Origin of the sequence: Nocardioides sp. NPDC057772 (genome assembly GCF_042798075.1) — a bacterium.
Classification (GTDB): Bacteria; Actinomycetota; Actinomycetes; order Propionibacteriales; family Nocardioidaceae; genus Nocardioides.
This window is the reverse complement of sequence record NZ_JBHVKN010000018.1, coordinates 1-23,619: the sequence shown is the minus strand read 5'-3', so window position 1 is coordinate 23,619 and position 23,619 is coordinate 1. Positions and strand designations below refer to the sequence as shown.

Annotated in this window: 25 protein-coding genes; 20 read left to right on the top strand and 5 right to left on the bottom strand. The window is 66.1% G+C overall.

The features are described 5' to 3' along the window. Window positions 1-56 precede the first annotated feature (56 nt). Together ACFVJS_RS05645 and ACFVJS_RS05640 are read right to left on the bottom strand one after the other, a co-directional pair. Window positions 57-2,069, bottom strand: a complete 2,013-nt coding sequence (locus tag ACFVJS_RS05645; RefSeq protein WP_008359786.1) for a cytochrome c oxidase assembly protein — start codon at window positions 2,067-2,069, stop codon at window positions 57-59. After that, entirely contained in the window at window positions 2,066-2,701 is a 636-nt protein-coding gene (locus ACFVJS_RS05640) for a copper resistance CopC family protein (RefSeq protein WP_008359788.1), read from the bottom strand. The genes ACFVJS_RS05645 and ACFVJS_RS05640 overlap by 4 nt, the downstream gene beginning before the upstream one ends. A gap of 148 nt (window positions 2,702-2,849) precedes the next feature. On the opposite strand from ACFVJS_RS05640, the gene ACFVJS_RS05635 reads away from it, so the two are divergent. Next, a complete protein-coding gene (locus ACFVJS_RS05635; protein WP_008359794.1) occupies window positions 2,850-3,206 on the top strand; it encodes a helix-turn-helix transcriptional regulator in 357 nt (118 codons plus the stop codon). Then, window positions 3,206-4,114, top strand: coding sequence for a cation diffusion facilitator family transporter (locus ACFVJS_RS05630; protein ID WP_008359795.1), 909 nt, complete (start codon window positions 3,206-3,208; stop codon window positions 4,112-4,114). The genes ACFVJS_RS05635 and ACFVJS_RS05630 overlap by 1 nt, the downstream gene beginning before the upstream one ends. Here the strand turns inward: ACFVJS_RS05630 and ACFVJS_RS05625 are convergent. Continuing rightward, window positions 4,104-4,883: a class I SAM-dependent methyltransferase gene (locus ACFVJS_RS05625; protein ID WP_378877939.1), complete on the bottom strand. Its 780-nt coding sequence runs from the start codon at window positions 4,881-4,883 to the stop codon at window positions 4,104-4,106. The two genes, ACFVJS_RS05630 and ACFVJS_RS05625, sit on opposite strands and share 11 nt — an antisense overlap. A gap of 190 nt (window positions 4,884-5,073) precedes the next feature. On the opposite strand from ACFVJS_RS05625, the gene ACFVJS_RS05620 reads away from it, so the two are divergent. From ACFVJS_RS05620 to ACFVJS_RS05600, 5 genes are read left to right on the top strand one after another with little or no spacing between them, the layout of a single operon-like run. Further along, on the top strand, window positions 5,074-5,745 hold the full coding sequence (locus ACFVJS_RS05620) for a thioredoxin (RefSeq protein WP_008359797.1): 672 nt from the start codon (window positions 5,074-5,076) through the stop codon (window positions 5,743-5,745). Window positions 5,746-5,786: 41 nt separating this feature from the next. Further along, window positions 5,787-6,356: a vitamin K epoxide reductase family protein gene (locus tag ACFVJS_RS05615; protein ID WP_378877938.1), complete on the top strand. Its 570-nt coding sequence runs from the start codon at window positions 5,787-5,789 to the stop codon at window positions 6,354-6,356. Window positions 6,357-6,366: 10 nt separating this feature from the next. Then, the gene (locus ACFVJS_RS05610; RefSeq protein WP_378877937.1) at window positions 6,367-6,840 is read left to right on the top strand and encodes a cytochrome c biogenesis CcdA family protein; all 474 of its coding nucleotides are present in this window, start codon (window positions 6,367-6,369) and stop codon (window positions 6,838-6,840) included. Beyond that, window positions 6,726-7,151, top strand: a complete 426-nt coding sequence (locus tag ACFVJS_RS05605; RefSeq protein ID WP_378877936.1) for a cytochrome c biogenesis CcdA family protein — start codon at window positions 6,726-6,728, stop codon at window positions 7,149-7,151. The genes ACFVJS_RS05610 and ACFVJS_RS05605 overlap by 115 nt, the downstream gene beginning before the upstream one ends. 22 nt (window positions 7,152-7,173) lie before the next feature. Beyond that, the gene (locus ACFVJS_RS05600) at window positions 7,174-7,794 is read left to right on the top strand and encodes a TlpA disulfide reductase family protein (RefSeq protein ID WP_008359800.1); all 621 of its coding nucleotides are present in this window, start codon (window positions 7,174-7,176) and stop codon (window positions 7,792-7,794) included. A 181-nt stretch (window positions 7,795-7,975) separates the two neighbouring features. Here the strand turns inward: ACFVJS_RS05600 and ACFVJS_RS05595 are convergent, their stop codons facing one another. Beyond that, window positions 7,976-8,854 carry a DUF6192 family protein gene (locus ACFVJS_RS05595; protein ID WP_008359802.1) on the bottom strand — a complete coding sequence of 293 codons (879 nt, stop codon included), beginning with the start codon at window positions 8,852-8,854 and terminating at the stop codon, window positions 7,976-7,978. 575 nt (window positions 8,855-9,429) lie between these two features. On the opposite strand from ACFVJS_RS05595, the gene ACFVJS_RS05590 reads away from it, so the two are divergent. Next, window positions 9,430-10,185, top strand: a complete 756-nt coding sequence (locus tag ACFVJS_RS05590) for a DUF6338 family protein (RefSeq protein ID WP_008359805.1) — start codon at window positions 9,430-9,432, stop codon at window positions 10,183-10,185. Window positions 10,186-10,620: 435 nt separating this feature from the next. On the opposite strand, the gene mobF is transcribed toward ACFVJS_RS05590, so the two are convergent. Continuing rightward, window positions 10,621-14,229, bottom strand: a complete 3,609-nt coding sequence (mobF, locus tag ACFVJS_RS05585; RefSeq protein ID WP_378877935.1) for a MobF family relaxase — start codon at window positions 14,227-14,229, stop codon at window positions 10,621-10,623. Between the two features lie 200 nt (window positions 14,230-14,429). On the opposite strand from mobF, the gene ACFVJS_RS05580 reads away from it, so the two are divergent. From ACFVJS_RS05580 to ACFVJS_RS05525, 12 genes are all read left to right on the top strand, one after another. Continuing rightward, complete coding sequence (locus tag ACFVJS_RS05580; protein ID WP_328530734.1) at window positions 14,430-15,548, top strand: DUF3644 domain-containing protein; 1,119 nt, start codon at window positions 14,430-14,432, stop codon at window positions 15,546-15,548. Window positions 15,549-16,178: 630 nt separating this feature from the next. Beyond that, entirely contained in the window at window positions 16,179-16,529 is a 351-nt protein-coding gene (locus tag ACFVJS_RS05575; RefSeq protein WP_328530733.1) for a hypothetical protein, read from the top strand. A 266-nt stretch (window positions 16,530-16,795) separates the two neighbouring features. Continuing rightward, entirely contained in the window at window positions 16,796-17,491 is a 696-nt protein-coding gene (locus ACFVJS_RS05570; protein ID WP_328530732.1) for a hypothetical protein, read from the top strand. Between the two features lie 99 nt (window positions 17,492-17,590). After that, window positions 17,591-18,196, top strand: a complete 606-nt coding sequence (locus ACFVJS_RS05565) for an SAF domain-containing protein (protein WP_378877934.1) — start codon at window positions 17,591-17,593, stop codon at window positions 18,194-18,196. After that, window positions 18,196-18,963, top strand: coding sequence for a hypothetical protein (locus tag ACFVJS_RS05560; protein WP_008359816.1), 768 nt, complete (start codon window positions 18,196-18,198; stop codon window positions 18,961-18,963). The genes ACFVJS_RS05565 and ACFVJS_RS05560 overlap by 1 nt, the downstream gene beginning before the upstream one ends. A gap of 350 nt (window positions 18,964-19,313) precedes the next feature. After that, the gene (locus ACFVJS_RS05555) at window positions 19,314-20,462 is read left to right on the top strand and encodes a CpaF family protein (RefSeq protein WP_378877933.1); all 1,149 of its coding nucleotides are present in this window, start codon (window positions 19,314-19,316) and stop codon (window positions 20,460-20,462) included. Window positions 20,463-20,617: 155 nt separating this feature from the next. Further along, window positions 20,618-21,310, top strand: coding sequence for a type II secretion system F family protein (locus tag ACFVJS_RS05550; protein WP_328530729.1), 693 nt, complete (start codon window positions 20,618-20,620; stop codon window positions 21,308-21,310). After that, window positions 21,307-22,209 (top strand): type II secretion system F family protein, encoded by a 903-nt coding sequence (locus ACFVJS_RS05545; RefSeq protein ID WP_008359819.1) that lies wholly within the window; start codon window positions 21,307-21,309, stop codon window positions 22,207-22,209. The genes ACFVJS_RS05550 and ACFVJS_RS05545 overlap by 4 nt, the downstream gene beginning before the upstream one ends. Before the next feature lie 32 nt (window positions 22,210-22,241). Further along, the gene (locus ACFVJS_RS05540; RefSeq protein ID WP_008359820.1) at window positions 22,242-22,451 is read left to right on the top strand and encodes a hypothetical protein; all 210 of its coding nucleotides are present in this window, start codon (window positions 22,242-22,244) and stop codon (window positions 22,449-22,451) included. Continuing rightward, window positions 22,429-22,827 carry a TadE/TadG family type IV pilus assembly protein gene (locus ACFVJS_RS05535; protein ID WP_008359821.1) on the top strand — a complete coding sequence of 133 codons (399 nt, stop codon included), beginning with the start codon at window positions 22,429-22,431 and terminating at the stop codon, window positions 22,825-22,827. Before ACFVJS_RS05540 ends, ACFVJS_RS05535 begins: the two co-directional genes overlap by 23 nt. Then, on the top strand, window positions 22,824-23,264 hold the full coding sequence (locus tag ACFVJS_RS05530; RefSeq protein ID WP_328530728.1) for a TadE/TadG family type IV pilus assembly protein: 441 nt from the start codon (window positions 22,824-22,826) through the stop codon (window positions 23,262-23,264). Before ACFVJS_RS05535 ends, ACFVJS_RS05530 begins: the two co-directional genes overlap by 4 nt. Then, window positions 23,261-23,619 (top strand): pilus assembly protein TadG-related protein (locus ACFVJS_RS05525; RefSeq protein ID WP_378877932.1); only part of this gene is annotated, 359 nt, incomplete at its 3' end. The genes ACFVJS_RS05530 and ACFVJS_RS05525, both read left to right, overlap by 4 nt.

Here is a 23,619-nt window from a genome sequence, read left to right as displayed (position 1 = left end):
GTCATCTGAGCCCTGGACCGAATCGGCGGTCGAGACCGCCATGATGCGCTCGAGCGTCAGGTGTCCCGGTCCATGGGCTGGCGATGCTGCTCCCGGCCGTCCTCCGATGCATCAGCCAGAGTCTGCAGGTAGGAGTTGTATGCGGTGAGGGCGGCGTCTCCATCGCGGTTTGCCTGGCGGTCGAGACGCCGCGCCTCCCGCTGGTCATCGCGGACCCACGCCACCACGAGAGCCCCCGCGAGCACCGCAAGGGGAAGATCGCCCATCGCCCACCCGAGTGAGGCACCGAGGTACTGGTCATCTGCCAAGCTCGGGCCCCACGAGCGCTCGAAGCTGCCGAACCAGCTTTCAGCCAGGATCTCGCCGCTCGACATCAGTGAGATCGAGAAGAACGCATGGAACGCGAAGGTGACCATCAACAGCACGACGCGGAACGGGTAGGCCGGACGCTTCGGCCCAGGGTCAATCCCGCAGATCACGTTGGCCAGCAGGTAGCCGCTGATCATGAAGTGCGCCGTCATGAACAGATGCCCGGTATGCGTGCGCAGCGACAGCTCGAAGAGCCCGGAGTAGTAGAAGACGAAGAGGCTCCCCACGAACACGACCGCGGCGATCACCGGGTGGCTGACCAGGCGCATCGGCCAGGACCGCACCGCCACCAGAAGCCATTCTCGAGCGCCGCGGGACCCGTCCTCACGCCGTCGAAGCGCCCGGAACGCAAGGGTCACCGGTGCGCCCAGGACCAGCAGGATGGGCACGAGCGTGGTGATCGTCATGTGCTGGACCATGTGCATGCTGAACAGCACGTCGCCGTAGGCCCCGGGAGCTCCGCTCGTCGCCCAGAAGAAGACCAGCCAGCCTGCCGCCCAGCACGTGGTGCGGTCGACGCCCCAGCGCACCCCACGGCGGACCAAGCGTCGCACGCCGCCCAGATAGAGGAGGACGGCAAGGATGGCGACGGGTCCCCAGAACGTGTCCAACTGCCACTGTGTCAGCCACTCCTCCCGCCGGAGAGGAGGCGGCATCGGATGGCCCAGGACGACCTCGGTCGGCGTGGGTACCGGCTCAGAGCCGGCAGGAGGCCCGGTGCGACTCAGGGCGACACCGGTGCCGATCGCCACAGCCATCACGACCAGCTCGCCCAGCACGAGGCGCACGAACCGGCTCCCGGTGCCGGGCTCCGCTGTCGCAGCGATCCTGCGCCGATACCACCAGCCGATGGCGACGCACGCGCCGAGCGCAAGGACCTTGATAGCGAGCAGGAGGCCATACGTGCTGGCGATCGCACCCACCTCTGGCAGCCGGATCGCGGCACTCAGCACGCCGGATGCCGCGACGATGAGCACGCACCAGCCGGCGAGGCGGGAGTAGGCACGCATGACCTGCGGCGTCCGGGCAGCTCGGCCTGCGATGACTATGGCCGCGAGGCCGCCCACCCACACGGTCACCGGGACCAGATGAAGGAACTGGAGATTGACCCCCAGTTCATGGTCGGTGTCGCCCGCCGCATGGCCCGTGAGCGCCAGCGGCCACAACGCCGCGAGTGCGATGACAGCGGAGACCCCGAGCCCGGTGACGCTGCCGACCAAGGTCGCCGAGTACGCAGCGACCGAGGCCAGCACCAAGCTGGCCAGCAGGGCGCGGCCGCCCTCGCTCTGGGTGGCGAAGAACCACACCTCTCCGAACCCGGTCCGGCCGACGGGCTGACCGACGACATCTGAGGCGACCAGCATGAGCTCGGCGACCGCGGCCACCAGCCACACCGCCCCGACCGCGGCGGCCACGCGCTGCAGACGCTGCGGATGTGGCCCGACCAGCGCCGGGTTGTCGTCGCGGCCAGGTAGCAGCACTGCCGCGACCACCAGCGCGCCGATCACGACGGTAGCGGACCCGTCCCGCACGGCCTTCGCCACCGGAAGTCCCCACTGCGTCAGCCACCCCGTATCGGGCAGCCCGACAACAGCAGACGAGCTCAAGCCGCCGGTCAAGGCGAGCAGCACTACTGCGGTCATGGCCGGCAGGAACAGGAGTGCCCAGGTGGCGTGGCGGAGCACGAATGGCGGAGTCAACGCCGCACACCTCGTCTCCGGAGGAGCAAGACTGGGATGCCGAGTATGGCCGCGGCGACGACCGCGATCGCGACCATCATGCCGACGCCGCCAGATGAAGACTCGTCGCTCGGCCCCGACGTCGGTGACTGCGGCTCCGCGAAGCTGCTCGGTGACATTCCCGGCGACGTTTCAGACGGCGGGGTGATCTCGGGGGTTGCTGTTGCGGCCGGCGCACGCACCGTGAACCCGATCTTGCCGGCGATCGGATGTCCGTCCGCCGAGACCACTCGGTAAGCGAGGGTCCATCGCGTGCTGGCCGCCTGTGCGGCAACCGTCGGTCGGGCGGCGCTGACACGTGGCCCGTCTACCTTGGCTCGAAGCTCGACGGGTGAGCCGTTGGCAGGGGTGAGTACGACGTTGGCGTACTGAGGACTGATGTTCTGGTTGAAGGTCAGCACGAGATCGGCGGGAACTGCGGCGAGGCGGGCGCCATCCGCAGGGTTCGACGAAGACAGCTCACTGTGCGCACTCGCCGGCGACACCTGCAAGACGACCGAGACAGCGGCGAGGAGCATCGCGAACAGCGGGATACGGCGTTTCCGCGGCGTGCCTTCCGCACGGCGGTGCTTCTGGAGGTGATGACTGTCCACGGTGCTCCCTGTAGTGGCGGACGACGGAATGTTCTAGAGTCAATCGTACGAAGCCGCATAGTAGAGCGACTGGCCCCACCCCTGAATGATTCAGTGCACGCTGAATTCAGTCTTGCCTGAATTCAGCGTTCACTGTAATTTTTCGAACATGACCCATCTCGAAGATCGCGTCGATGCGGTGCGACGCGTCGGCCGTGCGCTTGCCGACCCGACTCGCGGCCGGATCCTGCTGGAACTCAGCGAGGGTCCTCGCTATCCGAGCGACCTAGCCGACTTCCTTGGCGCCACGCGCGCCAACATCAGCAACCATCTCTCCTGCCTACGCGGATGCGGCCTGGTCACGAAGGTCGCCGAGGGACGACAGGTGCGCTACGAGCTGGCGCACCCCGGCCTGGCGCACGCGCTCAACGACCTACTCGGCGTGGTTCTTGCCGTGGACGAGCACGAGCATCTCTCGCCGGACGACGACGGAGTTGCCCACAACGGGATCGGGGTTGCGATCTGATGGGCGCCGGACACTCGCACGCCGCCCCGGCAGGACACGCCGGGGCGCGCTACCGCATCCGCATGGCGATCGCGTTCGGACTGGTGGCCGCCTATTTCCTCGTCGAGCTCGTTGCGGGCATCGTCTCTGGCTCGCTGGCGCTGATCTCTGATGCCGGGCACATGGCCGCCGACGTCGTCGCGCTCGGGGCTGCGTTGGTCGCGACTCGGATCGCCACCAGGCCCGACTCGACCGGCCGCCGGACCTACGGCTCCTATCGCGCTGAGGTCTTCGCATCCGGCCTTACGGTGCTCATCATGCTCGGCGTGGCGGCCTACGTAGTCGTCGAGGCCATTGGCCGGATCGGCGCTGAGCCGGAGGTCGCCTCCACCACGATGCTGGCGGTGGGCGTGATCGGGCTTGCGGTCAACGTGGTCTCGATGCTGCTGCTGCGATCGGGTGCGAAGGAGTCGCTCAATGTCAAGGGTGCCTACTTCGAGGTCGTCGCCGATGCTGCAGGCAGTGTCGGGGTCATCATCGCGGGCCTGCTGGTCGCAGCGACGGGGAACGGGCTGTGGGACACCCTGGTCGCACTGGCGATCGGAGTCTTCGTGGCCGTGCGGGCCGTGGTCCTGGGCCGCCAGGTGCTGGCTGTGCTCGGGCAGCACGTCCCAGAGGGAATGCACCTGGAGGAGGTGGTGGCTGACCTCAGGTCGGTCCCAGGTGTGCGCGACATCCATGACCTCCACGTTTGGACGCTCACCTCCGGCATGAACGTCGCCACGGCCCACCTCGTGGTCGCCGACGACAGCCCGCAGCAGGTCCTGACCGCTGCCCAGTCGCTGCTTGCCGAGCGTCACCACATCGAGCACGCCACCCTCCAGGTAGAGGCGACGCCCACCAACCGGTGTCACGAGATCAACTGGTGACCTCCGGTGTCGGCCGTTTCGCGGTCACGAGCCACGCCGCTGCGTCGAGGAAGACCCCGCCCTCTGAGGCGTACGGAGCGACTGCAGATGCAATCGCGTTCCAGCCGGCGATCGCCTCAGAAGCATCGACTCTCGAGAACACGGACTCGGCGAACTCACTTCGCTTGAGGTACGTCAGCATGTCGGAGAGGTCTGACCCCTGGAACTGTGCGGCTACGACGGGTTGAACCTCGATGGCTTCGAAGCCTGCCTCGAGAAGGGTCGCCTTGATCACCGACGGGTCGGCTAGGGAGAACGCGGCGTGGGACCAGTTGTTGGCGTCGAACTCAGGGACGGGAACATGCTCGAGTGCGGCCGTCAGCGGCACCATGAAGCACTGCTGCTGCAGGAGACCTTGCCAGCACGTGAAAGCCAAGCGGCCACCGGGCCGCAGCGAGCGGCGTAGGTTGGCGAAGGCAGCCGCTAGATCACTGAAGAACATGACGCCGAACTGGCTGATCACCACATCGAAGGCACCGTCCGCCGTGTCGGCGACCTGGGGGTCGACCTTCTCGAAGGCCACGTTTCCGAGAGCGCGGTCGACTGCCCGGGCCTGGGCCGCTTCGACCATCGCTCCCGACAGGTCGACACCCAACACACTCCCGGTGCCACCGGCCACCCTCGCGGCGTCCAACGTCCGGCTACCCAGCCCGTAGCCGACATCGAGCACATCGTTGCCCGGTTCGATGCGTGCCGCGGCCATCAAGGCGGCGCCGAAAGGCGCATGCATGCGTTCATACCGGTCACGATCTGTGACCCACCGCCTGCCGACGCCGCCGTCCCAGATCGAGACCATGCGCCCATTGGGCCCAGCCACCACCACGCTGCTCCTCCGCACCTCTTCGGCCGCTGCTCGGCTCCGTGTCCCGGTCGATTACGATGCACCATAGTACTTTCGAGGAGAAGAAGGATGTGCCTGGGTGAAGCCCCAAGTGAAGGTCTCACTGATTGTGGCCGTCGTGTTCGCCGTGCTGACCGCGGTGATGTTGGTGGTCGCCGGTCGAGACGACGGCGAGGCCAACCCAGCCGATCCGGGCGATCCGAGCGCGGCCTCCGAAACCAGTCGGCTCGTCCGCGATGACAGCCGGATCATCGGGAAGCGCGGAACGAGTGACGTCGTCCTCGTCGAGTTCCTCGACTTCGAGTGCGAGGCCTGCGGCGCCGCATACCCGATCGTCGAGGACCTGCGCGAGAAGTACGGCGACCAAGTCACGTTCGTAGCTCGCTACTTCCCGCTGCCCGGGCACTTCAACTCGGAACGAGCGGCTCGCTCGGTGGAGTCAGCTGCCCGGCAAGGGAAGTTCGACGAGATGTACAGCAAGATGTACGAGAAGCAGGGGTCATGGGGCGAGAAGCAGGTGCCGATGGACGACCTGTTCCGGCAGTACGCCGAGGAGATCGGGCTCGATATGGCGAAGTACGACGCCGACTACGCCTCCGAGGAGGTCGCAGCCCGCGTGCGGCGCGACGTCGAGGACGGGACCGCGGTGGGCGTCCAGGGGACCCCGACGTTCTTCCTGAATGGAGAACCTCTCGAACCAGCATCGGTTGAGGACTTCGAGGCCGCGATCGTGGAGGCGCTGGCCGAGTGACACCGGTGACAGCTTCGACCCGATCCGCGTCGGACCGAGGAGTGGCGGTGCTACTCCTGATAGGCGGGTTGGTCGGTTTCACCGCCGCCTTCGTGCTGACGCTGGAGAAGATCACCCTTCTCAGTGACGCTGGATCCGCGCTGTCGTGCGACCTCAATCCCATCCTCAGCTGCGGGTCGATCATGAAGACGGAGCAGGCCGAGGCATTCGGGTTCCCGAACCCGCTCATCGGCGTGGCGGCTTTCCCGGTCCTTGCTGCCACCGGTGCCGCCGTCCTTGCCGGCGCACGGTTCGCCCGGTGGTACTGGCTGGGACTCCAACTGGGGGTCACCCTGGGCATCGCGTTCATCGGCTGGCTGATCTTCCAGAGCCTGTACCGCATCGGCGCCCTGTGCCCGTACTGCATGGTCGTGTGGGCCGTTGTGCTCCCTGTCTTCTGGCATGTGACGGTGCGCAATGCGAGCGCCGGGGTGTTCGGCGCCCGCATCGCCGGTTCCCGAATTACGCGGTGGGCGCGGGAGTGGAGCGTGCTCGTCATCACGGTCGCTGTCCTGCTCGTTATCGCGCTGATCACCGAGCAGTTCTGGTACTACTGGCGGACGCTCGTATGAGGTCCATCGCATGAATGGACTGCAGGAGACCGTGCTCGCCGGTCCGCTGCTCCTCGCGTCGCTCGTCGCGGTGACAGCGGGGATCGTGTCGTTCTTCTCTCCGTGTTCTCTGCCCCTGGTGCCGGGCTATCTCTCCTACGTCGCAGGAGTCTCGGGACAGGAGTCCGTCGTGGTCCGCGACCTGAGGGGCAACGAACCCTCGCCCCGAGGCCGCGGCCGCACCCTGCTGGGCGCGACCCTGTTCGTGCTCGGCTTCGCTCTGGTCTTCACCAGCTACGGAGCCCTGTTCGGGGCACTGGGTTCACAGCTGGTCCTCCACCAGGCCACGATCATCCGCATCTCAGGGGGCTCACCATCCTGTTCGGCCTGGTGTTCGCGCTTTCGGGCGCCCGGGTGCCGTTGCTGGGCCGGACGATGCGCCTGCGCTACCAGCCCCGCGTCGGCTTGGCCGGCGCACCGCTGCTGGGCGTCGTGTTCGGCGTGAGGTGGACGCCGTGCATTGGACCTGCTCTGGCGGCAGTGCTGACGCTGGCTACGAGTTCGGCGACCGCGGGCCGAGGCGCAGTCCTTGCGTTCGCGTACAGCGCGGGGCTCGGCCTGCCGTTCCTGCTCTCGGCATTGTCAGTCAGCAAGGCGATGCGCCGATTCGGCTGGGCCCGCAAGCACGGCATGACCGTCGCCCGCCTCGGTGGGGCCTTCCTGATCGCGCTCGGACTGCTTCAACTCACCGGCGTCTGGTCGGAACTGATGGCCGCCCTGCAGTCCCTGATCACCGGCTGGAACACGCCGATCTGAGCAGCCCGATGGAGAACAACACATGAGCCAGACCGAGACCCCAGCACCCACCACACCCGCACGCGGCAGACGCATCCTGATCGCGATCGCCGTCGCCGGCGCGATCGCACTGGTGGCCTGGGTCGTCGCAGACCGCTCCGAGGAAGCCCCCCGCGCCAGCGCCGAGGGCGGGTCGGTCGTCGAGGAGTTCGACATCGCCGACCGCGCCGCGGGCAAGCCGTTCCAGGCTCAACTCCTGAGCGGGAAGCAACTGGACTCGGACACGCTGAAGGGCAAGGTCGTGGTCTACAACGTCTGGGGCTCGTGGTGCGCCCCCTGTGTCGCTGAGGCACCAGACCTGGTGAAGGTGGCCAACGAGTTCACCGGCCAGGTCACCTTCATGGGGATCAACGTGCGCGACAACGATGGCGCGGCCAGAGCGTTCGAACGAAAGCACCTGGTGCCCTACGACAGCATCACGTCAGCCGGCTCCATCCAGGCCATGGGCGCGTTTCACAACTCGCTAGCAGCCTCCGCCGCGCCCACGACACTGGTCGTGGACCGCGAGGGACGTGTAGCGGCACGGGCAATCGGACCGGTCACCGCCACGACCCTCCGCAACCTGATCGAGCCGGTTCTCGCCGAGGACAACGCCTCGAGGTAGAGCGCTCCCCCGCGGTAGCGGACGGCTCAACAAGACCGAGAGCGCACGACAAGTGACGCTCCACAGCAGCAAACAAACCGCGTCGCGCAGCACAACGAGCACACCGCGAGCAGGACACGAACCAGCGACCCATCTCACTGTTTAACTTTCGTTACACAGACCGCGAAACCAGACCCATCTCTCAACCGAATACCGCGGACCACACTGAGATGATGGACGACCAGAACCGATGACCAACACCCGCACTCAGCATGGCCCTCGTGTTGGTGTCGTAGTCCGCGACGTGGAGCTCTGGCAGCATCCGCTGAATCCTCGAGTAGAAGGTTGTGCAGACACCGATTAACTCCAGGACCTCTCGAGGAGGGTCTTGCTCGCGCGCAGCGACAGGTGCGGTCGGGCGCGCGCCAGATGCTTCCTGACCTGGCTCGTCGATGGTGGTCGCTGCCCAGGGCTCCCCCATCTCGTCGTCGTCGACGACGACGCCGTCGCCGACGAGATAGTCGAGTCCGTGCTTCTCGGCGGTACGAAGGATGTGACGCGATGAGGGATCTCTCATGACCTCTTCGGCAACCTGCGGGCGCCTCAGCACGTCCATCACGACGTGGGCGGCGTCGGAGTCTTCGTGCAGAAAATCACGCACGTGGTCGACGCGCTCCTGCGCACTGACCGGATACTTCGGCTTTTGACCGGCCGCCCGCATGGCCTCGTTGACGGTCCAGACACCACCGTATTGGTTGATCCGGGTGAACCGGTCTTCGAGTGACGACAAGACCTTGTAGATCGTGAACGACACGTTGGCTGTCCTAGTCTCCCGTGGCCACCGGATCGCTACATGTCGGTAACCCGCCAATGTCGACGGCGCCAGCCCGACGGCCTCTGCGTACCGGGCCAACAGATCATGAACACCGTGATCCTCGAACCCGCTGGGCTGGGCCTTGATCATCTCAAGGGTCAGGTCACCCAACTCGAACTGGATGTCGGTCTCCGACCGGACCAGTTCACGACCTCGTGCTACCCACCCATCCCACTTGATGGGGTCGATCTCCGGAACGCTTCCCATAGCAGCCTCCTCATCGGATTGCGCTCCATGAGGTGCTGCTGGTGTCGCGGGCTTGCTCGATTGGGAGGGAGTCCACGGGCGCTTGCAGCACCCGCCAATTTGCTCTGCCGGTCGCCCGGCGGGAGGCGTCCTAGACGCGTGGCAGCGCCCTCTCCACCCCTGTCGCCACTATCCCACTCGGAGCTCGGCCGATGAAGGTCTACTCCTCTCGAACCGGAGTGATCGAGCTTGAGCGTGCAGGCATCGGGTTGGGCCATGCGAGATGGGCGACGCCGCGCGCATCAACGTTGGTTGGGAACGCTTGTCGGTGCGAACCGCTAACGTCCTGCACAGCGCCGCGACATCCGCGACGCGAAGCGGGAGGGAACATCAAGATGACCAAACAGAACGGACCCGGCGAGCGGCGCATCAGGACGATGGATGCCAAACCGGGCGAGACTTTCGAGCAGCGTGGCCAGGCCAAGCCGAACAAGCCGGTCACACCTCCGAAGCGACCCGCGGGTTCGAAGCCACCGACAGCTCAGGCTCAGATTGCCCAGCAGAATCAGAGACGTGCCGACTCGGAGTAGCCCGCCATGCCGAGTTCGGTCACCCATCTGATCCTCTTCATCGCGTGCCTTGCGCCGGGCGCCGCATTTCTCGCAGTGCACCATCGCGGACCGTACGCGCCCCGGAGCAAGACAACGCTGCACGAGACGAGCACCGTCGTTTTCGCGAGCTTGGTCTTCGATGCGATCGCGATCGTCATCCTGCGGCTCGTGGCTCCGCATGCGGGACCGTTTGCGCTCGACCTACCGGCGTTCGTAGCGTCGCCGGGGAGATACGCACGTGGTTCGTTCGACCTCGTCGGCGGCTGGTTCATGCTGTTTATCGGCTTGGCCACGATACTCGCAGCGCTTGGAGCTGGCCTGCTCAACGGCGCGAGGATGTCAGGCAAGTTACATGCCGCCGCAGTGGCTTGCCGTCTGCTCCCGGCGGGGGCGGCGCGTACGCGGTCTGGGTGGACGCACGTGGTTCGAGAATTCGAGCCGGATGCGTACAAACAGGTCACCTGTCTCCTGGATGACGGCTCGCGGGTCGTCGGCTGGTTGGCCTCCTACAGCACCGTGCCCGAGGACGTGCCTGATCGAGACGTCGTTCTCGCCGCGCCATTGATTTTCTATCGGCCCGATGGGGGCGCGGACGTAGCGAATCACGGTGCGGTGTCGCTCAGCGCACGGTCGATCAAGTACCTGTACGTCGACAACTGGCCAGAGCCACCCGGCCCGCTCGAAGACGTCGACTTCGATCCCGAGGATGCGGTTGCTGACCCTGCTCCATCTGAAGCCTGAGTAGTGCCTGCCGCTGCCGACGACGAGAAGCGGCCAATGTGAAAGGCGTGGTCAGCGCGTTGAGCGTGAACTTGAGGGCGTTCCAGCAACAGAGCATCGCGAAGAAGCCCAGCCATGGCGGTCCGCCACGGTCCAGGACGCTGACCAGTGCATCGGCGGCCCAGGCGTAGAGGGGCGTCACCACGAGCGCGGCGGGGATCGCCCACTTGATGCCGCGGCGGGTGCGGAACCAGGCGATGGCGATGTTCGTAGGGGCGTACGCCTGGAGGTAACTGTAGATGCTGGCGCTGAGGCGCCAGGCGAGGATGAACATGATCATCCGTCCTCCCGGTGATGACAGAGTTCCTCCCGCCAGCGTTGTTGGCATCCCGGGCTCTTGCCCCTTCATCTTTGCCCGTGTGGATAACTCGTGCACGTTCCACGGTTCGGGACGTCTTACGGCCCCTGGATCGACGGACCGGCGCTCCCGGCGCCGATCATGGATGGGGCGATCGCGGCGTTCGTCGCGGTTCGCAACGCGTGGTGCGCGCGGTCTGCGTCGGCTCGTTGGGCGACCGAGCCCGGTCGCACGCCAAGGGGTACGTCGCTGTCGATCTGATATCGGTCGCGGTAGGCGGCGATGGTGACGACGGCGTGGAACCATCGATCGCGGGCAACTGGGCCTGTGGGTGGCGTGCCCATGCGCTGTAGCCATGGCGGAGCAGCCTGGACCGCCTGTTCGGCGAGCGCTCGAGCTCTAGACTCGATCAAGGCCGCGCGCTCGCTGAGCGCAGTGCCGTACCCGTCTGGCAGCGGCCCGCTCACGGCAGGGATGAGGCCAGCGACGAAGCGTCCACTCGTCGATGTTCCTCGATCGGATGCGAGGCGGAGTCGGTGATGGAGCACAGCCGCTATGTCTTCGGCGTCGCCGAGCCCGCGTCGCCCGACCGCCTTCTTCAGCACGTTGCGAGGGTCTCGGCCGTCGGCTTCGACCCTTCGCAGCACCGCGGCCAAGGGACCAAAGGCATCGGAGTCAATGACTTCGTCTGCTTGGTCCGGCGTGAGGCCCGAGCCACGGATCAGTGTGATCCATCGGTCTCGCTGAGCGTGAGCCGCGAGGGTTTCGTACTCAGCCGCAAGCTGGGCGATAGATCTCCATGTCTCCTGCTCGGCCTTGATGGCAAGGTGAGCGGATAGCTCGGCTCCGGCATGACGCAGTACGGCTTGGAGGACCGTCACCGCGGTGACATCGTCATCTTCAAGACCAGTGTGAGTCTCGTCGGGCTGGTCCAGGGCGACGTACGCGGTGTTGGCTTCGCGGCCGCGCGTCATCGCGACGTACAGATGTTCGCGGGTGGTTCTCGCGGTGACCAGAACGTGCGCCGTGTCGACGGTGAGGCCCTCGGCTCGATGGGCCGTGACGGCATAGCCGAGGTCGACGTGGGCAGCGGCGTAGTCGGCGGGGAGGGTGAGCGTGGCCCGGTGGCCATGCTTGCGGCGTACGGTCATGGAACCGTCGCGGTGGACCTGGGTCACCTCCCATCGGTGGCCGTTGCGGACCCAGGAGCCGGTGAGCGTACGCAAGGTGCGGTCGTTGCGGCGGGTGATCACCCAGTCGCCGACCGATGCCCGGTGCTCGTCTGCGAGAACCGCCTCGCGCCCCGGGAGGGTCCTGCCGGTCCGGAGCCGAATGGCTCGCAACTCCTCGTTGATGACGTGGACCTGCTGGCGAGTCTCGGCGATGAGGAGGGTCGCCTTGCCATTGCGTACGTCGTGTTCCCACGCCTGGCGGGCTTGGGTCGCGATCTCGTCCGTGGTGCCCGTACGCAGACGGTCGTGGCGGGCGTACGCGCTGATCGCTACCGGGTTGCCGTCACGGAGCGCGAGGGACGCCGCCTGCTCCCACTCGTTGGCGAAGCGGTGGATGTCGGTGAGTGTCGCGACGTCGGCTCGGCTGGAGGCAAGTAGGGCGAACGCTCCCCCGGCGTCGACCGCGTCGATCTGGGCCGGGTCGCCAACCAAGAGCACCTTGGCGCCGGACTCGACGGCGGCCGCCGTGATCTGGTCGAGTGTCCGTGTGTCGGCCATGCTGGCCTCGTCGAGGATGACCAGGTGGTTAGGTGTCAGCGCGAACGCGGGGTTGCCACGGACGTGTTCGTGGAGCCATTTCGCGGTGTTCTCGCAGGTGATGCCGAGATCATCCGCTAGAACCTCCGCGGCTGAGGCCGACGGGGCGAGGCCAACAACAGAACGCTTGCCGTACGTCGTGGCCCATGCTGCTCGCAGCGTCCGCATCGTCGTGGTCTTTCCTGCGCCGGCGGGGCCGACCAGGACGTCGACCCTCCTGCCCGAGGACGCGATCTGCTCGATCACCCTCGCCTGCTCGTCGCTGAGCCTGCCTGCGTGATGCGCCCGGCTGGTCACTGCTCGAACGACGGGGACGGCGACTGTCTTGGAGGTCTGGCTGGCGGCTCTCGCGAGGAGGCGTGCCTCGGCATCGATCATGTCGTTCGACGAGTAGACCTGTGCGTGGCGGGGCCGGAAGACACTGGTGCCGTCATCGCGCTGAAACTCCGGCGGTGTCGGCGCCGACTCCGGTGGCGTCAGCACTACCGACTGGCGTTCGGCCGCCTCCACGACGCGGGCGACAACCGCTTCACGGGCCTGGACGCTCTCGAACCTCCAGCACATCGTCTGTCGCGATGCTTCGGCCCAGAGGTTCCAGTGCCGCCAGGTCGTACGCTTCTGGCCAACGCCGGCAACGACCCGTGCACCCAACTCATCGAAGAGACCCTGGTCGAACTCTTCGGGGCGACCGAAGGTCGGGGCTTCCGCCGACGTGACCGCCCGCCCCCAGGTCGTGGCGTCGGTTCCGACAACGCCGCGGACCCGAGCACGCCACTCGGTCATCAGATCCGCGAGTGGACGTACGTGCTTCTTCGGCCGCGTAGCCAAGGTCGCTTGCGCACGAAGCTCGACGATCGTGGCTTTCGACGGACGACGTCCGTGCGCCGCGACGTACTCACTGATCAACCTCTCCTTCTCCACCTCGATCGCGCGAGTTCTCGAGGAGAACTCCTTGATCAAATCGTCGGGGACTCCGGTGATCTCCCATTGCGGGTTCCGCTCGGGGCCGCGGTCGCGCAGGTCCCATCGAATTCCGAACGTGCCGGTGAGCCTGTCTGCCAGCACTGCGTTGTAGTGCGCGGAGATGGCGGTCACGGCGGCGTGCATCGGTCGGCCGTCAAGGCTGCGCCAACGCCCGTCCAGAATCGCCTTCACCTTGTTGGAGATCACGACGTGCGTATGAAGCTGCGGGTCGCCGAGACGAGAATCCCAGTGGTCGTACGCTGCCGCAGCCACACCGGCTACGGCGACCTGAGCGACTGCGCCATTCCCGGCTGCTACTCCCGTGCGGGTGGCAGCCACCTCTCGCTCAAGGAAGGCGAGCACGTCGAGGACCGCCGCGTGATGTGCAGCGACGATCAGCTCCTGGGTGGTGGCGTCTGCCGCTCCCCACAGCACCGAGACCGACTTCGGCACGCTGAAGGTGTAGTCGTACCCCGCAACGGCGCGGCGCCCGCCACGCGATGCCTCGTCTGCCTCGATCCGTGAGGTCTCGGCCTCAGTGTCCTCAAGACCCAGCGAGGGATCGATCTCCGCGACGCGCTCTTCGATCCGCTCCGCGGTGCTCTTGTATTCGGGGTACGCGCGGCCGAGCGCCTCCCCCGTCACCGGGTCACAACCCTGGCCGATGAGCTGAGCGAGTTGCTCTTCCGTCACCTCATCACCTTCGGCAAGTCGGCCAGCTGCGAGTTGTGCGACCCCTGATCCGACCCATCGACCGGGCGGTGTTCCGGACTCTGCGTAGTACCTCGTCAACGGCGTGGACATCGCGCGGTCACCGTCACCGGCGGCTACGCTTCGAAGCAGGTAGCGGTAGCCATCGCCAGCAGACATCACCCGCATCGATACGGTCACCTGGCCCACCTCCCAGTGACAGGCAGGTGCACGCAAGCCGCCAACGTCGGTAATTCGATTCGATATCGAAACCTCGATCTGCAAACCGTGTGCTGCCGTTGATGGATCGGTGGCAGCAGAAACTCGAGGCCGTGGCGCGAGCCAGTTCTGTGGTTGCCTTTCCGGGAGAGCCTGTGCTCCTACGACCGCGTCACCGCTCGAAGACCGCCGGATTGCCGAAATCGGTGTTCCCCGGCAATCGAAAACCTGCTGCGCTCAATGCCGGCCCGCGGGACTATCGGACTGTGAACCTGAGGCAGGACGCGCGGCACTTGAAGACGAAAGCCATCTCCTCGATGCGCTCAGCGATGATGTCGTTCAACAGTCCTGACGACGATGGCAGGGCAACGCGAGTCCTCCTACATCTCCAGCACGCCTTCGAGATGTTGCTCAAGGCGGCGCTGGTCCAAGATCGGTTGGCCGTCTTCGACAGAAAGTCCGGGAGATCGATCGGCTTCGACCGCTGCCTGCATGAAGCCAAGCAGTCGTCACGCATCAAGCTCACCGAGGCGGAAGCCGGCACGCTGCGTAGCATCGACGCGATGCGTGATGACGAGCAGCACTGGTACACGATCGTTGACGAAGGGCTCCTCTACCTGCACGCTCGCGCAGGAGTCACGCTATTCGACGATCTCCTTCACCGTGCGTTCGACGACCGACTTGCGGAGTACCTCCCGTTGCGGGTTCTGCCGATCGGATCGGAACCGCCGCAGGACTTCCAGACCCTGGTCGACCGCGAGTACGACAACATCGCCGAGTTGCTAAAGCCGAAGCGGCGGGCTGGCGCCGAGGCCGCAGCTCGCGTGCGTGCACTACTTGCGATGGAGGCTCACGTGGCCGATGACGCCGCGGTCTCCAACACTGACGTCCGGCGTGTGGTGAAGGGCATCCGGGACGGTAAGAGCCGCCCCCAGGTTTTCCCCAAATTGGGCGAGGTCGCCGCAAGCGTTGCCGGCGAGGGTCTGTCCGTCGAGGTCCGCTTCGTGAAAGCGGGAGGTCTCCCGGTCCAACTGGTAACCGACGCCGATCAGGACGTCGCGGCCATCCGCGAGGTTGACCTGCAGAAGAAGTACCACCGTTCGGCGACCGACCTCGCCAATGCCGTGGGCCTCACGTTGCCGAAGTCGGCGGCGCTGCGCCGACACCTCGGGATCGACGGTGACCCTGGGTGCGTCCACACGTTCACGTTCAAGAGCCAGAAACTAACGTACTACTCGGACAATGCATTCACGAAGATGCGCGGCGCGCTCAGGAACGGCGTCGACATGGATGCGATCTGGCTTGCCCACGGCACTGGTCGGTCACGGACACAGCCTCCGGTGTGTAGTCAGAGCGGTTGTGCGCTCCGCGCCAAGGCGTCTTGACCTCGAATGACGTGCCGACCGGCGATCGGCTCCCCCGCGCCGCTACCTCACTGATCCGAGTGCGTGCATGCGACACGTCATCGACGTCAAACAGGAATTGGCCCAGGAAGGCATCTGACCTGCGGAAACGCGCGTTCCTCCTCGGTGTCCATGTAACCGCGGTGAGCCACCCGAGGAGGTAGGTGCGGCAAGGTTGAGGTCGCGACGATAGGAGGGATAGGACCATACGCGCCAGTCCCGATTTTACGAAAACGTTGCGCTTCATGCCGTTTCAGTGAAGTAATGGGACCTTGACTTTGTCAGCCCTGGCTTGGGTGGAGCGGCAAGGTCAAAGTCCTCCCACGCGGAGGGAGACCGTAACCGATGATGAGGAATTCTCGACGAGTCCTGAGAGCCACGACAGCAGTTCTACTGTTCGCCGTCGCTGTCGGCTGTGCCCAAACGCCATCCACGGACCCGACGTCGGACACCGGGGAGTCGACCAAACGGCCGCCTACCTCGTCGAAGCCGACGTCCACGTCGGAAGCTGCAGTCGAGGCGGCGACCGAGAAGCTCCGTGACTACTACGGAACTCTCGACTCCCTGCGCCAGGACGGCGACGGTTCGCTGAAGTCGATGGAGAAGGTGGCGGTGAGCAAGCAGCTCACCGCGGACACTCTCTACCTCGAGGACGAACGGAAGAAGGGTCACCGGCAGACTGGCGACACTCAGCTCGCGGTCGTCAAGGCTCAGTCGGTCAGCCTCGACAACTCCAACCCGTCCGCTGGGAAGGTCCCCACCGTCATCGTCGACGTGTGCTGGGACGTGACCGATGTTGATGTGCTCGACAAGAGCGGGAAATCTATCGTCGCCGCCAGCCGGCCCGACACCGGCTGGACCCGCTTCCTCGTGGCCAACTACCGCTGGTCCGACGACCCCACCGGAGGCTGGCGCGTCGCGTCCGGCCACGACCTCAAGCAGACGCCATGCAAAGGATCCTGAGGCACTCCCTCCCCATACTTCTCATCTCCGCCACCATCGTCTTCCTCGGGACTGGGCGGACGTACGCCGACACCGTCTGTGAGCAGGTGGATGCCGCAACTGGTCAGTGCAAGATCTGGGCTGACGCCCCTGGTGGTGGCGGGAGTGGAGGTGGAGGTGGAGGTGGAAACGCCGCACCCGTTGATGACGGGCCAAAGGACACCGGCTCTGGCAACCCCTGCTACTGGGACCCCGCGAAGCAGGGCGCACCAGGAACTGCCGGACCGGTGGACTGCACGAGCCCGTACGGGACGTGGAGCAACACCTACGGCTGCTATCTGGAGGTCGCTGACCCACCGCCGCCCGCTGGCGACCCGGCGTGGAGGGGCCACGAGCCCGGCGACGGCGCGGTTTACAGCTGCTTCCAACCGCAGACCTCACTGCTGATCTACATCTGGGCGGCAGACCCGCCGGCCGGTGCGGCCGCCGGACCGACTCCGCGTGAAGTCGCGCAGCTGGCCGTCGATCAACTCGACCTGGCAGCCATCGACATCGGGATCGCGCCGAAGCCCGGGCAAGACAACGTCGGCTTGGTCGGGATGCCGGTGTGGATGTGGGCCAGGCATCCCGACCGGCACACGTACGGCCCGGCAACGGCATCCGCGAGCGCTGGCGGGATCACGGTGAGCGCGACGGCGCGAGTGCACTCGATCACCTGGGACATGGGCGACGGAACCTCCATCGTCTGCAACGGTCCTGGTACCGCCTACAGGCCCGAATTCGGAAAGAAGGCGTCGCCCGACTGCGGACACGTCTACCGCAAGAGCAGCGCGCACGAACCTGGCAAGACCTACACGGTGACAGCGACGTCGGCGTGGGTTGTGCAGTGGACGGGCGCAGGGCAGACCGGGACCATCCGGCTGAATGGACTGTTCCGTTCGGTGCAGATCGCGGTCGGAGAGGCCCAGGTGCTCGTGAACTGAGCATCTGTCGAGTTTGAGAGGCACCGCGAGATGAGCAAGACCAGCAAGAGCAATACCCAGGTCGTGGACATCGACCAAGTCACGGCCAGACCGCAACCGATGCCACCTCCCAAGCTTCGGCGTCGCCCCGGAATGATCCTTGGTGCGGCCGCAGCAGTTGCCGTCGGAGCGATCGTCACCGGCTGGGCCTGGCTCGCCACCACCGACACTCAGGATGTGTTGGTCGCCCGCCACACGATCGAGCGCGGAAGCCTCATCGAGGCTGACGACATCAAGCGGATCCAGATCAGTGCCGACCCTGCACTCGAGGCGCTGCCGGGATCGTCCTACGGCGATGTCATCGGCAAGAAGGCGGGGCTCGACATCGCGGCGGGTGCGTTGCTCACCGAGGAAGCCACGACCTCCTCACCGATGCCTCCTGACGGCATGTCGGTGGTCGGTCTGGCGCTTGCAACCTCCCACTCCCCTGCGGTGAACCTTCGAACGGGCGACCGCGTGCGCGTGGTCGTTACACCGGCCGAGGGTGCCGAGGCTCCGGCAGGAACACCGGAGTTCACCGAGGCGGAGGTAGTGGCTGCTCGAGCTGACGATACATCGGGGATGTTCCTTGTCGACGTGCTCGTGCCGTACGCCGATGCGCCGGTGCTCGCGTCGAGGGCTGCATCCGGAAACGTAGGGATCGTGCTCGACCCGGAGGCACCCTGATGGCCGTCATCACGCTCACCTCCGCGTTCGCCTCACCGGGCGTCACGACCACATCAATCGGCCTCGCTATCGCGTGGCCCCGCCCGGTGCTGCTCGTCGAAGCAGACCCGACCGGCGCGTCAGGCGTCCTCGCAGGGTTCTTCCGAGGAGCGTGGAGCTATCAGACCGGACTCGTTGAGCTTGCTCTCGCATCGAGCGGCGTTGCCGACGCACTCCCCACCGTCGTCCAGCGGATCGGTGACACCTCGGTCTCGTTCCTCGCCGGGACGAGGTCTCACACGCAAGCCACGGGACTTCGCGGGCTCTGGGACTCCCTCATCACTGCTCTGGCGGAGCTGGAGTCGTCCGGTCAGGACGTTATCGTCGATGCTGGCCGACTCGGCGTTGCCGGTTCTCCTGAACCGTTGATCGCTGGCGCCGACCTCACGCTGCTGCTGACGCGTTCGTCGCTGGCGTCGCTCGCAGGCACCAAGTCCTGGGCAGAGACTGCACGTGAGCCCGGTATCGGCTGGCGACAGCCAGGAGCCCTGCTCATCGGCGAGAGCAAGCCCTACCGGACGTCCGAGGTGAGCAAGGTGATCGGACTGCCCGTCGTCGCTGCCCTTCCCGACGACCCGGTGGCCGCAGCGGTCTATCACGATGGTGCTGCTCCGCCCGCGCGCTTCGAGACGAGTGCGTACGCCCGTGGAATGCTCGCCGTGGTCGAGGCGATCCAAGCCAACATCGCGCACAGCCGGTCCCAGCTCGTCGAGGACGGGCTCCGATGAACCACCCCCGCAACGGCCACATCTTCTCGCCGACGAATGCCGAAGCGCCCGACCCATCTCGGCTGCCGTTCTTTGCCGATCCTGCGCCAACCCTGCGCGCGGTAACTTCTCCTGTCGCGACGCCCTCGGGACCGAGCGCCGGGTCGGGCGTCGACTGGTCGCTTGTCGCTGCGCTGCGTGCTCAGGCATCCGAGCAGCTCAGTCAGGCGGTTGCCGCTGAGCGAGGCGGCCTGGACAGGCCCGCTCAAGAACAGTTGGGCCGATCCATCGTGCTCGACCTGATAGAGGCGGCGATGGCAGACGCGGTCGATGCTGGAGATTCGTCCTGGACGCTGGCCCACCAACAATCCATGGCACAGGCGGTTTTCGACTCACTCTTCCGCCTCGGACGCCTCCAGCCGCTGGTGGACGACGATCGGGTCGAGAACATCATCATCACCGGCTACGACCACGTGCTGCTCGAGCTCGTCGACGGATCGATCGAAATCGGCCCGGCCGTAGCGGACTCCGACGACGAGCTGAAGGACTTCCTCGTCTTCCTGGCCTCGCGCAGCGAGGTCAACGCTCGTGGGTTCTCCGAGGCACAGCCGCGACTCCATCTTCGTCTGGACGACGGGTCGCGCCTTGCCGCCGCCGCGTGGGTGACCCCGCGGCCCTCGGTGGTGATCCGTCGTCACCGCCTGATGGAGATCACTCTCGACGAGCTCGTCGATCGGCAGATGCTCACCCCGGTTGCGGCGTCCTTCCTTCGTGCTGCGGTCCGCGCGCGGAAGTCGATCGTGGTCTCCGGCGCGCAAGGTGCGGGCAAGACGACACTCGTTCGCGCGCTCTGCGCGGAGATCGACCCCATCGAGGCGATCGGCACCTTCGAGACCGAATACGAACTGCATCTGCACCAGCTCCGTGACCGGCACTGGATCGTGCACGCCTGGGAGGCCCGCCCCGGCTCCGGCGAACGCGGAGCCGACGGGCGCCAGGCTGGCGAGTTCACCATCGACGAGGCGCTTGTCGACTCCTTCCGGTTCAACCTCTCGCGCCAGATCGTCGGCGAGGTCCGCGGCAAGGAGATCTGGGCCATGATCAAGGCGATGGAATCCGGCACCGGCTCCATCTCCACCACCCACGCCTCGGACGCCGTCGCCGCCGTACGCAAGCTCGTCACCTGCGCCATGGAGGCAGGCGCTCATGTGACCCAAGAGCTCGCGACGTCCAAGTTGGCCGCCACCGTCGACCTGATCGTCCAGCTCGATCTCGACACTCGAAGCGAGAATGGCGCCTTTCAACGTACCCGTCGGGTCGCCGAGATCATCGCCATCGCACCCGGCGAGCGAGAGACCGGGTACGCCACGACACACGTCTTCGCGCCGGACGCCAGCGGCACGGCGGTGCCCACCGTTCTTCCCGATGAGTACCGCGTGCTGTCTGACTACGGCTTCGACCTGGCCGGCTATCTCGCTGGCCAGCGGAGCGTCGACTCCTTCGGAAGAGGGCCGTCATGACCCCTATCATTCCGGCTTTCGGCGGTGCGCTGATGGTCGCCGGCCTCATCGGCCTCATCGCTGGACTCCGCCCTGTCCCGGTCAACGACCAACCCAGGTCGGCATCGGGTGTTGTACGTCGTCTCCGTCAGATGTCGCGACGTACTCAACTCCTGGTGATCGGCGGCCTCGGGCTGGGGATCGTTGCTTGGCAAGTGACTGGCTGGATCCTCGCGCTCGTCCTGGCGCCTGCCGCCTGCATCGGCCTTCCAGTGCTGCTGTCGACGGCCGGCGCCACCACCCAGATCCAGCGGCTGGAGGCGTTGGAAGAGTGGACGAGGTCCTTGTCTGGCGTCCTCACCGTCGGGGTGGGCCTCGAGCAGGCGCTCATCGCCACGCTGCGCTCCACTCCCGCACCGATCGTGGCCGAGGTAAACCGGCTCGCAGCGCGGTTGCGTGCTCGCTGGTCGACGGAGGATGCGCTGCGTGCTTTCGCTGATGAGCTCAATGACGCCACCGGAGACTTGGTCGCCGCGAACCTGATCCTCGGCGCGCGGCGCCGCGGCGCAGGTCTGGCGGCTGTCCTGGAGGGCTTGGCGGAGTCGGTGGCTGCCGACGTACGAGCTCGGCGACAGGTCGAAGCCGACCGAGCCAAACCTCGAGCGACCGCGCGTTGGGTGACCATCATCAGCGCGGTAGTTATCGTCGTGCTCGCAGTCTCTGGCACATACGTCGACCCATATGCCACCCCGCTCGGCCAGGTCATCCTCGCGACTCTGCTGGGCGCCTACGTCGGCATCCTCGTGTGGATGAAGCGCATGGCCAACGGCCGTCCGCTCCCTCGCCTGTTCACGAAGGACGTCCGATGACCAGCGGACTCCTGCTCGCGATGATCTCCGGTGGCTTCATCGGCCTCGGTATCTACATGTTCTTCGTATGGATGCTGCCCGTGCATGTCGATCTCGCGGACGCTCTTGCACGCCTCTCCCCCACGCGTGTCCAACAGAACCAACATCAGGACGAGGCGACCAGCACGACCGAGCGTCTCGGTCTCTGGGCGATTCGAGTACTCCCGCCGGGAATCTGGGTGCGTACGCCGATCCGCGAGCTTGCCTTGCTGCGGATCTCGCTGGCTCGGTTCTATGGCGAGAAGCTGCTCTTCGCATTGCTGGGGTTGACGATCCCACCGCTGCTGACCGTGTTCTTCGGCGTGATCGGGATCGAGCTGCCATGGACGATCCCGATCGTCGCCTCGATCGGGCTAGCGGTGCTGATGTTCTTCCTGCCCAACTACAACGCCGTGGACGACGCGAAGAAGGCCAGGCTGGAGTTCACCCGCGCACTCGGTGCGTACATCGAGATGGTTGCTCTGGAGAGGAACACCGGCTCCGGCGTACGCCAATCGATGGAGGCCGCGGCGAACGTCTGCACCTCCTGGGTCTTCACCCGGCTCTCCGAGGAACTGACCCGATCGCGATGGTCGGGGTTGCCACCTTGGGATGCTCTTCATGCACTCGGCGTCGAGCTCGGTCTGCCTGAGCTGGACGACTTCGCCGACATCATGCGCCTGTCCGGGGAGGAGGGCGCGTCTGTCTACGCCACCCTTCGCGCTCGGTCGAACGCGATGCGCACCGCCATGCTCAACGACGAGCTCACCGAGGCCAACGCCACGGGTGAACGCATGTCGATTCCCAGCTCGTTGCTCGGGGTCGTCTTCATGGGGCTGCTTCTTGCCCCTGCCCTTCTCCGGATGGTCATGCCCACATGAATGGCTACCTGCGACACGAATCGAGAACGCTCATGCCCCGACTCACCACGGCCCTCCTGGGTCTCCTCCTCATCGCTCGCCTCCGACTCGACGACTTCGTCGGAAGTAGACTCCGGCGGGACGAGCGTGGCTCGGTCACCATCGAGAACGTGCTCTGGGCCGTCGCGGTCATCGCGATCGTTGCGATCGTCGTCGCCGCCATCAGATCGTTCGTGACCAGTGAGTCCGGCAAGATCAGGTAGGAGACGCCCGGACGAGCGAGGCGCTGCCTCGATCGAGCTGGTCATCCTGCTGCCCGCACTCTTCGCGGTCCTCTTCCTGGGGATGCAGGCCGCGTTGTACTTCCATGCGCGCACGATCGCCATCGCTGCAGCACAGGAGGGTGCCCGCGCCGCTGGCGCAGAGAACGGCACGTCCGGTGACGGAAGCCGGGCGGCTGCGGCGTACCTTGCCGACGTCGGTGGCGATGCGTTGGAGTCGACCCACGTCCGGGTTTCTCGAACGGCTACGACCGCGTCGGTCACGATCACCGGGCGAAGCCTGAGCGTCTTGCCGGGGTGGAGGCCGACGGTACGGCAGGAAGCGACGGTCACAGTCGAGAGGCTGACGGCGCCATGACCACGTCATCGCGAGACGAGCGCGGGTCTGCCACGATCGAGGCCGCCGTTGGCATCCCTGCATTCGCCTTGTTCGTCGGGCTGATCATCTTCGGTGGGCGTACGGCTATGGCCCACGAAGCCGTGCAGTCCGCTGCTGCGGACGCCGCCCGGACGGCTTCGATCGCTCGCTCTTCTGGCGTCGCAGCCCGGGATGCCGAGCAGGCTGCTCGCGAGAATCTCGCCAACCAAGGGATCCGGTGTCGCTCAGTCGCGGTGCGGATCGACACGCGCGCTTTCGGGACGGCGGTGGGAGAACGGGGATCCGTCTCAGCATCGGTCATCTGTCGTCTCGACCTGTCCGATCTCTCGGCGCCGGGCGTGCCAGGATCTCGAACGATCCGCGTCACGATGACCTCGCCGCTTGACCAATGGCGCGAACGAGGTGATTCCCGGTGAGTCGAACCTCCGACGAGCGCGGCTCAGTGTCGGTTTGGCTGGTCACCGCCACTTTCGCGATGACCACCTTGGTCGGCCTCGCCGTCGATCTCGGCGGCCAGGTCCACGCCCAGCAACGTACTCACGACATCGCGGCCCAGGCTGCACGGGCGGGCGGCCAAGAGGTTCAAGCAGGGCCAGCCGTGGAAGGTCGCTACGCCAGGATCGACGCAGCGGCCGCACGGCAGGCAGCGAAGGCGTACCTATCAGCTGCCGGCGTCGGCGGCTCAGTCTCGATCCGCGACGGCAACCGGATCGTGGTCAACCCCCCATCACCCCACCACCAGAAGCCTCAGAAGCTCGCCCGCCTCAGAAG

What these genes read in the sequence shown, in the direction of transcription:
- ACFVJS_RS05635 (WP_008359794.1), top strand. Translation starts at nt 2,850, where the DNA reads ATGACCCATCTCGAAGATCGCGTCGATGCGGTGCGACGCGTCGGCCGT.
- ACFVJS_RS05630 (WP_008359795.1), top strand. Translation starts at nt 3,206, where the DNA reads ATGGGCGCCGGACACTCGCACGCCGCCCCGGCAGGACACGCCGGGGCG.
- ACFVJS_RS05625 (WP_378877939.1), bottom strand. Translation starts at nt 4,883, where the DNA reads ATGCATGCGCCTTTCGGCGCCGCCTTGATGGCCGCGGCACGCATCGAA.
- ACFVJS_RS05610 (WP_378877937.1), top strand. Translation starts at nt 6,367, where the DNA reads ATGAATGGACTGCAGGAGACCGTGCTCGCCGGTCCGCTGCTCCTCGCG.
- ACFVJS_RS05600 (WP_008359800.1), top strand. Translation starts at nt 7,174, where the DNA reads ATGAGCCAGACCGAGACCCCAGCACCCACCACACCCGCACGCGGCAGA.
- ACFVJS_RS05595 (WP_008359802.1), bottom strand. Translation starts at nt 8,854, where the DNA reads ATGGGAAGCGTTCCGGAGATCGACCCCATCAAGTGGGATGGGTGGGTA.
- ACFVJS_RS05590 (WP_008359805.1), top strand. Translation starts at nt 9,430, where the DNA reads ATGCCGAGTTCGGTCACCCATCTGATCCTCTTCATCGCGTGCCTTGCG.
- ACFVJS_RS05565 (WP_378877934.1), top strand. Translation starts at nt 17,591, where the DNA reads ATGCCACCTCCCAAGCTTCGGCGTCGCCCCGGAATGATCCTTGGTGCG.
- ACFVJS_RS05560 (WP_008359816.1), top strand. Translation starts at nt 18,196, where the DNA reads ATGGCCGTCATCACGCTCACCTCCGCGTTCGCCTCACCGGGCGTCACG.
- ACFVJS_RS05555 (WP_378877933.1), top strand. Translation starts at nt 19,314, where the DNA reads ATGGCACAGGCGGTTTTCGACTCACTCTTCCGCCTCGGACGCCTCCAG.
- ACFVJS_RS05545 (WP_008359819.1), top strand. Translation starts at nt 21,307, where the DNA reads ATGACCAGCGGACTCCTGCTCGCGATGATCTCCGGTGGCTTCATCGGC.
- ACFVJS_RS05540 (WP_008359820.1), top strand. Translation starts at nt 22,242, where the DNA reads ATGCCCCGACTCACCACGGCCCTCCTGGGTCTCCTCCTCATCGCTCGC.
- ACFVJS_RS05530 (WP_328530728.1), top strand. Translation starts at nt 22,824, where the DNA reads ATGACCACGTCATCGCGAGACGAGCGCGGGTCTGCCACGATCGAGGCC.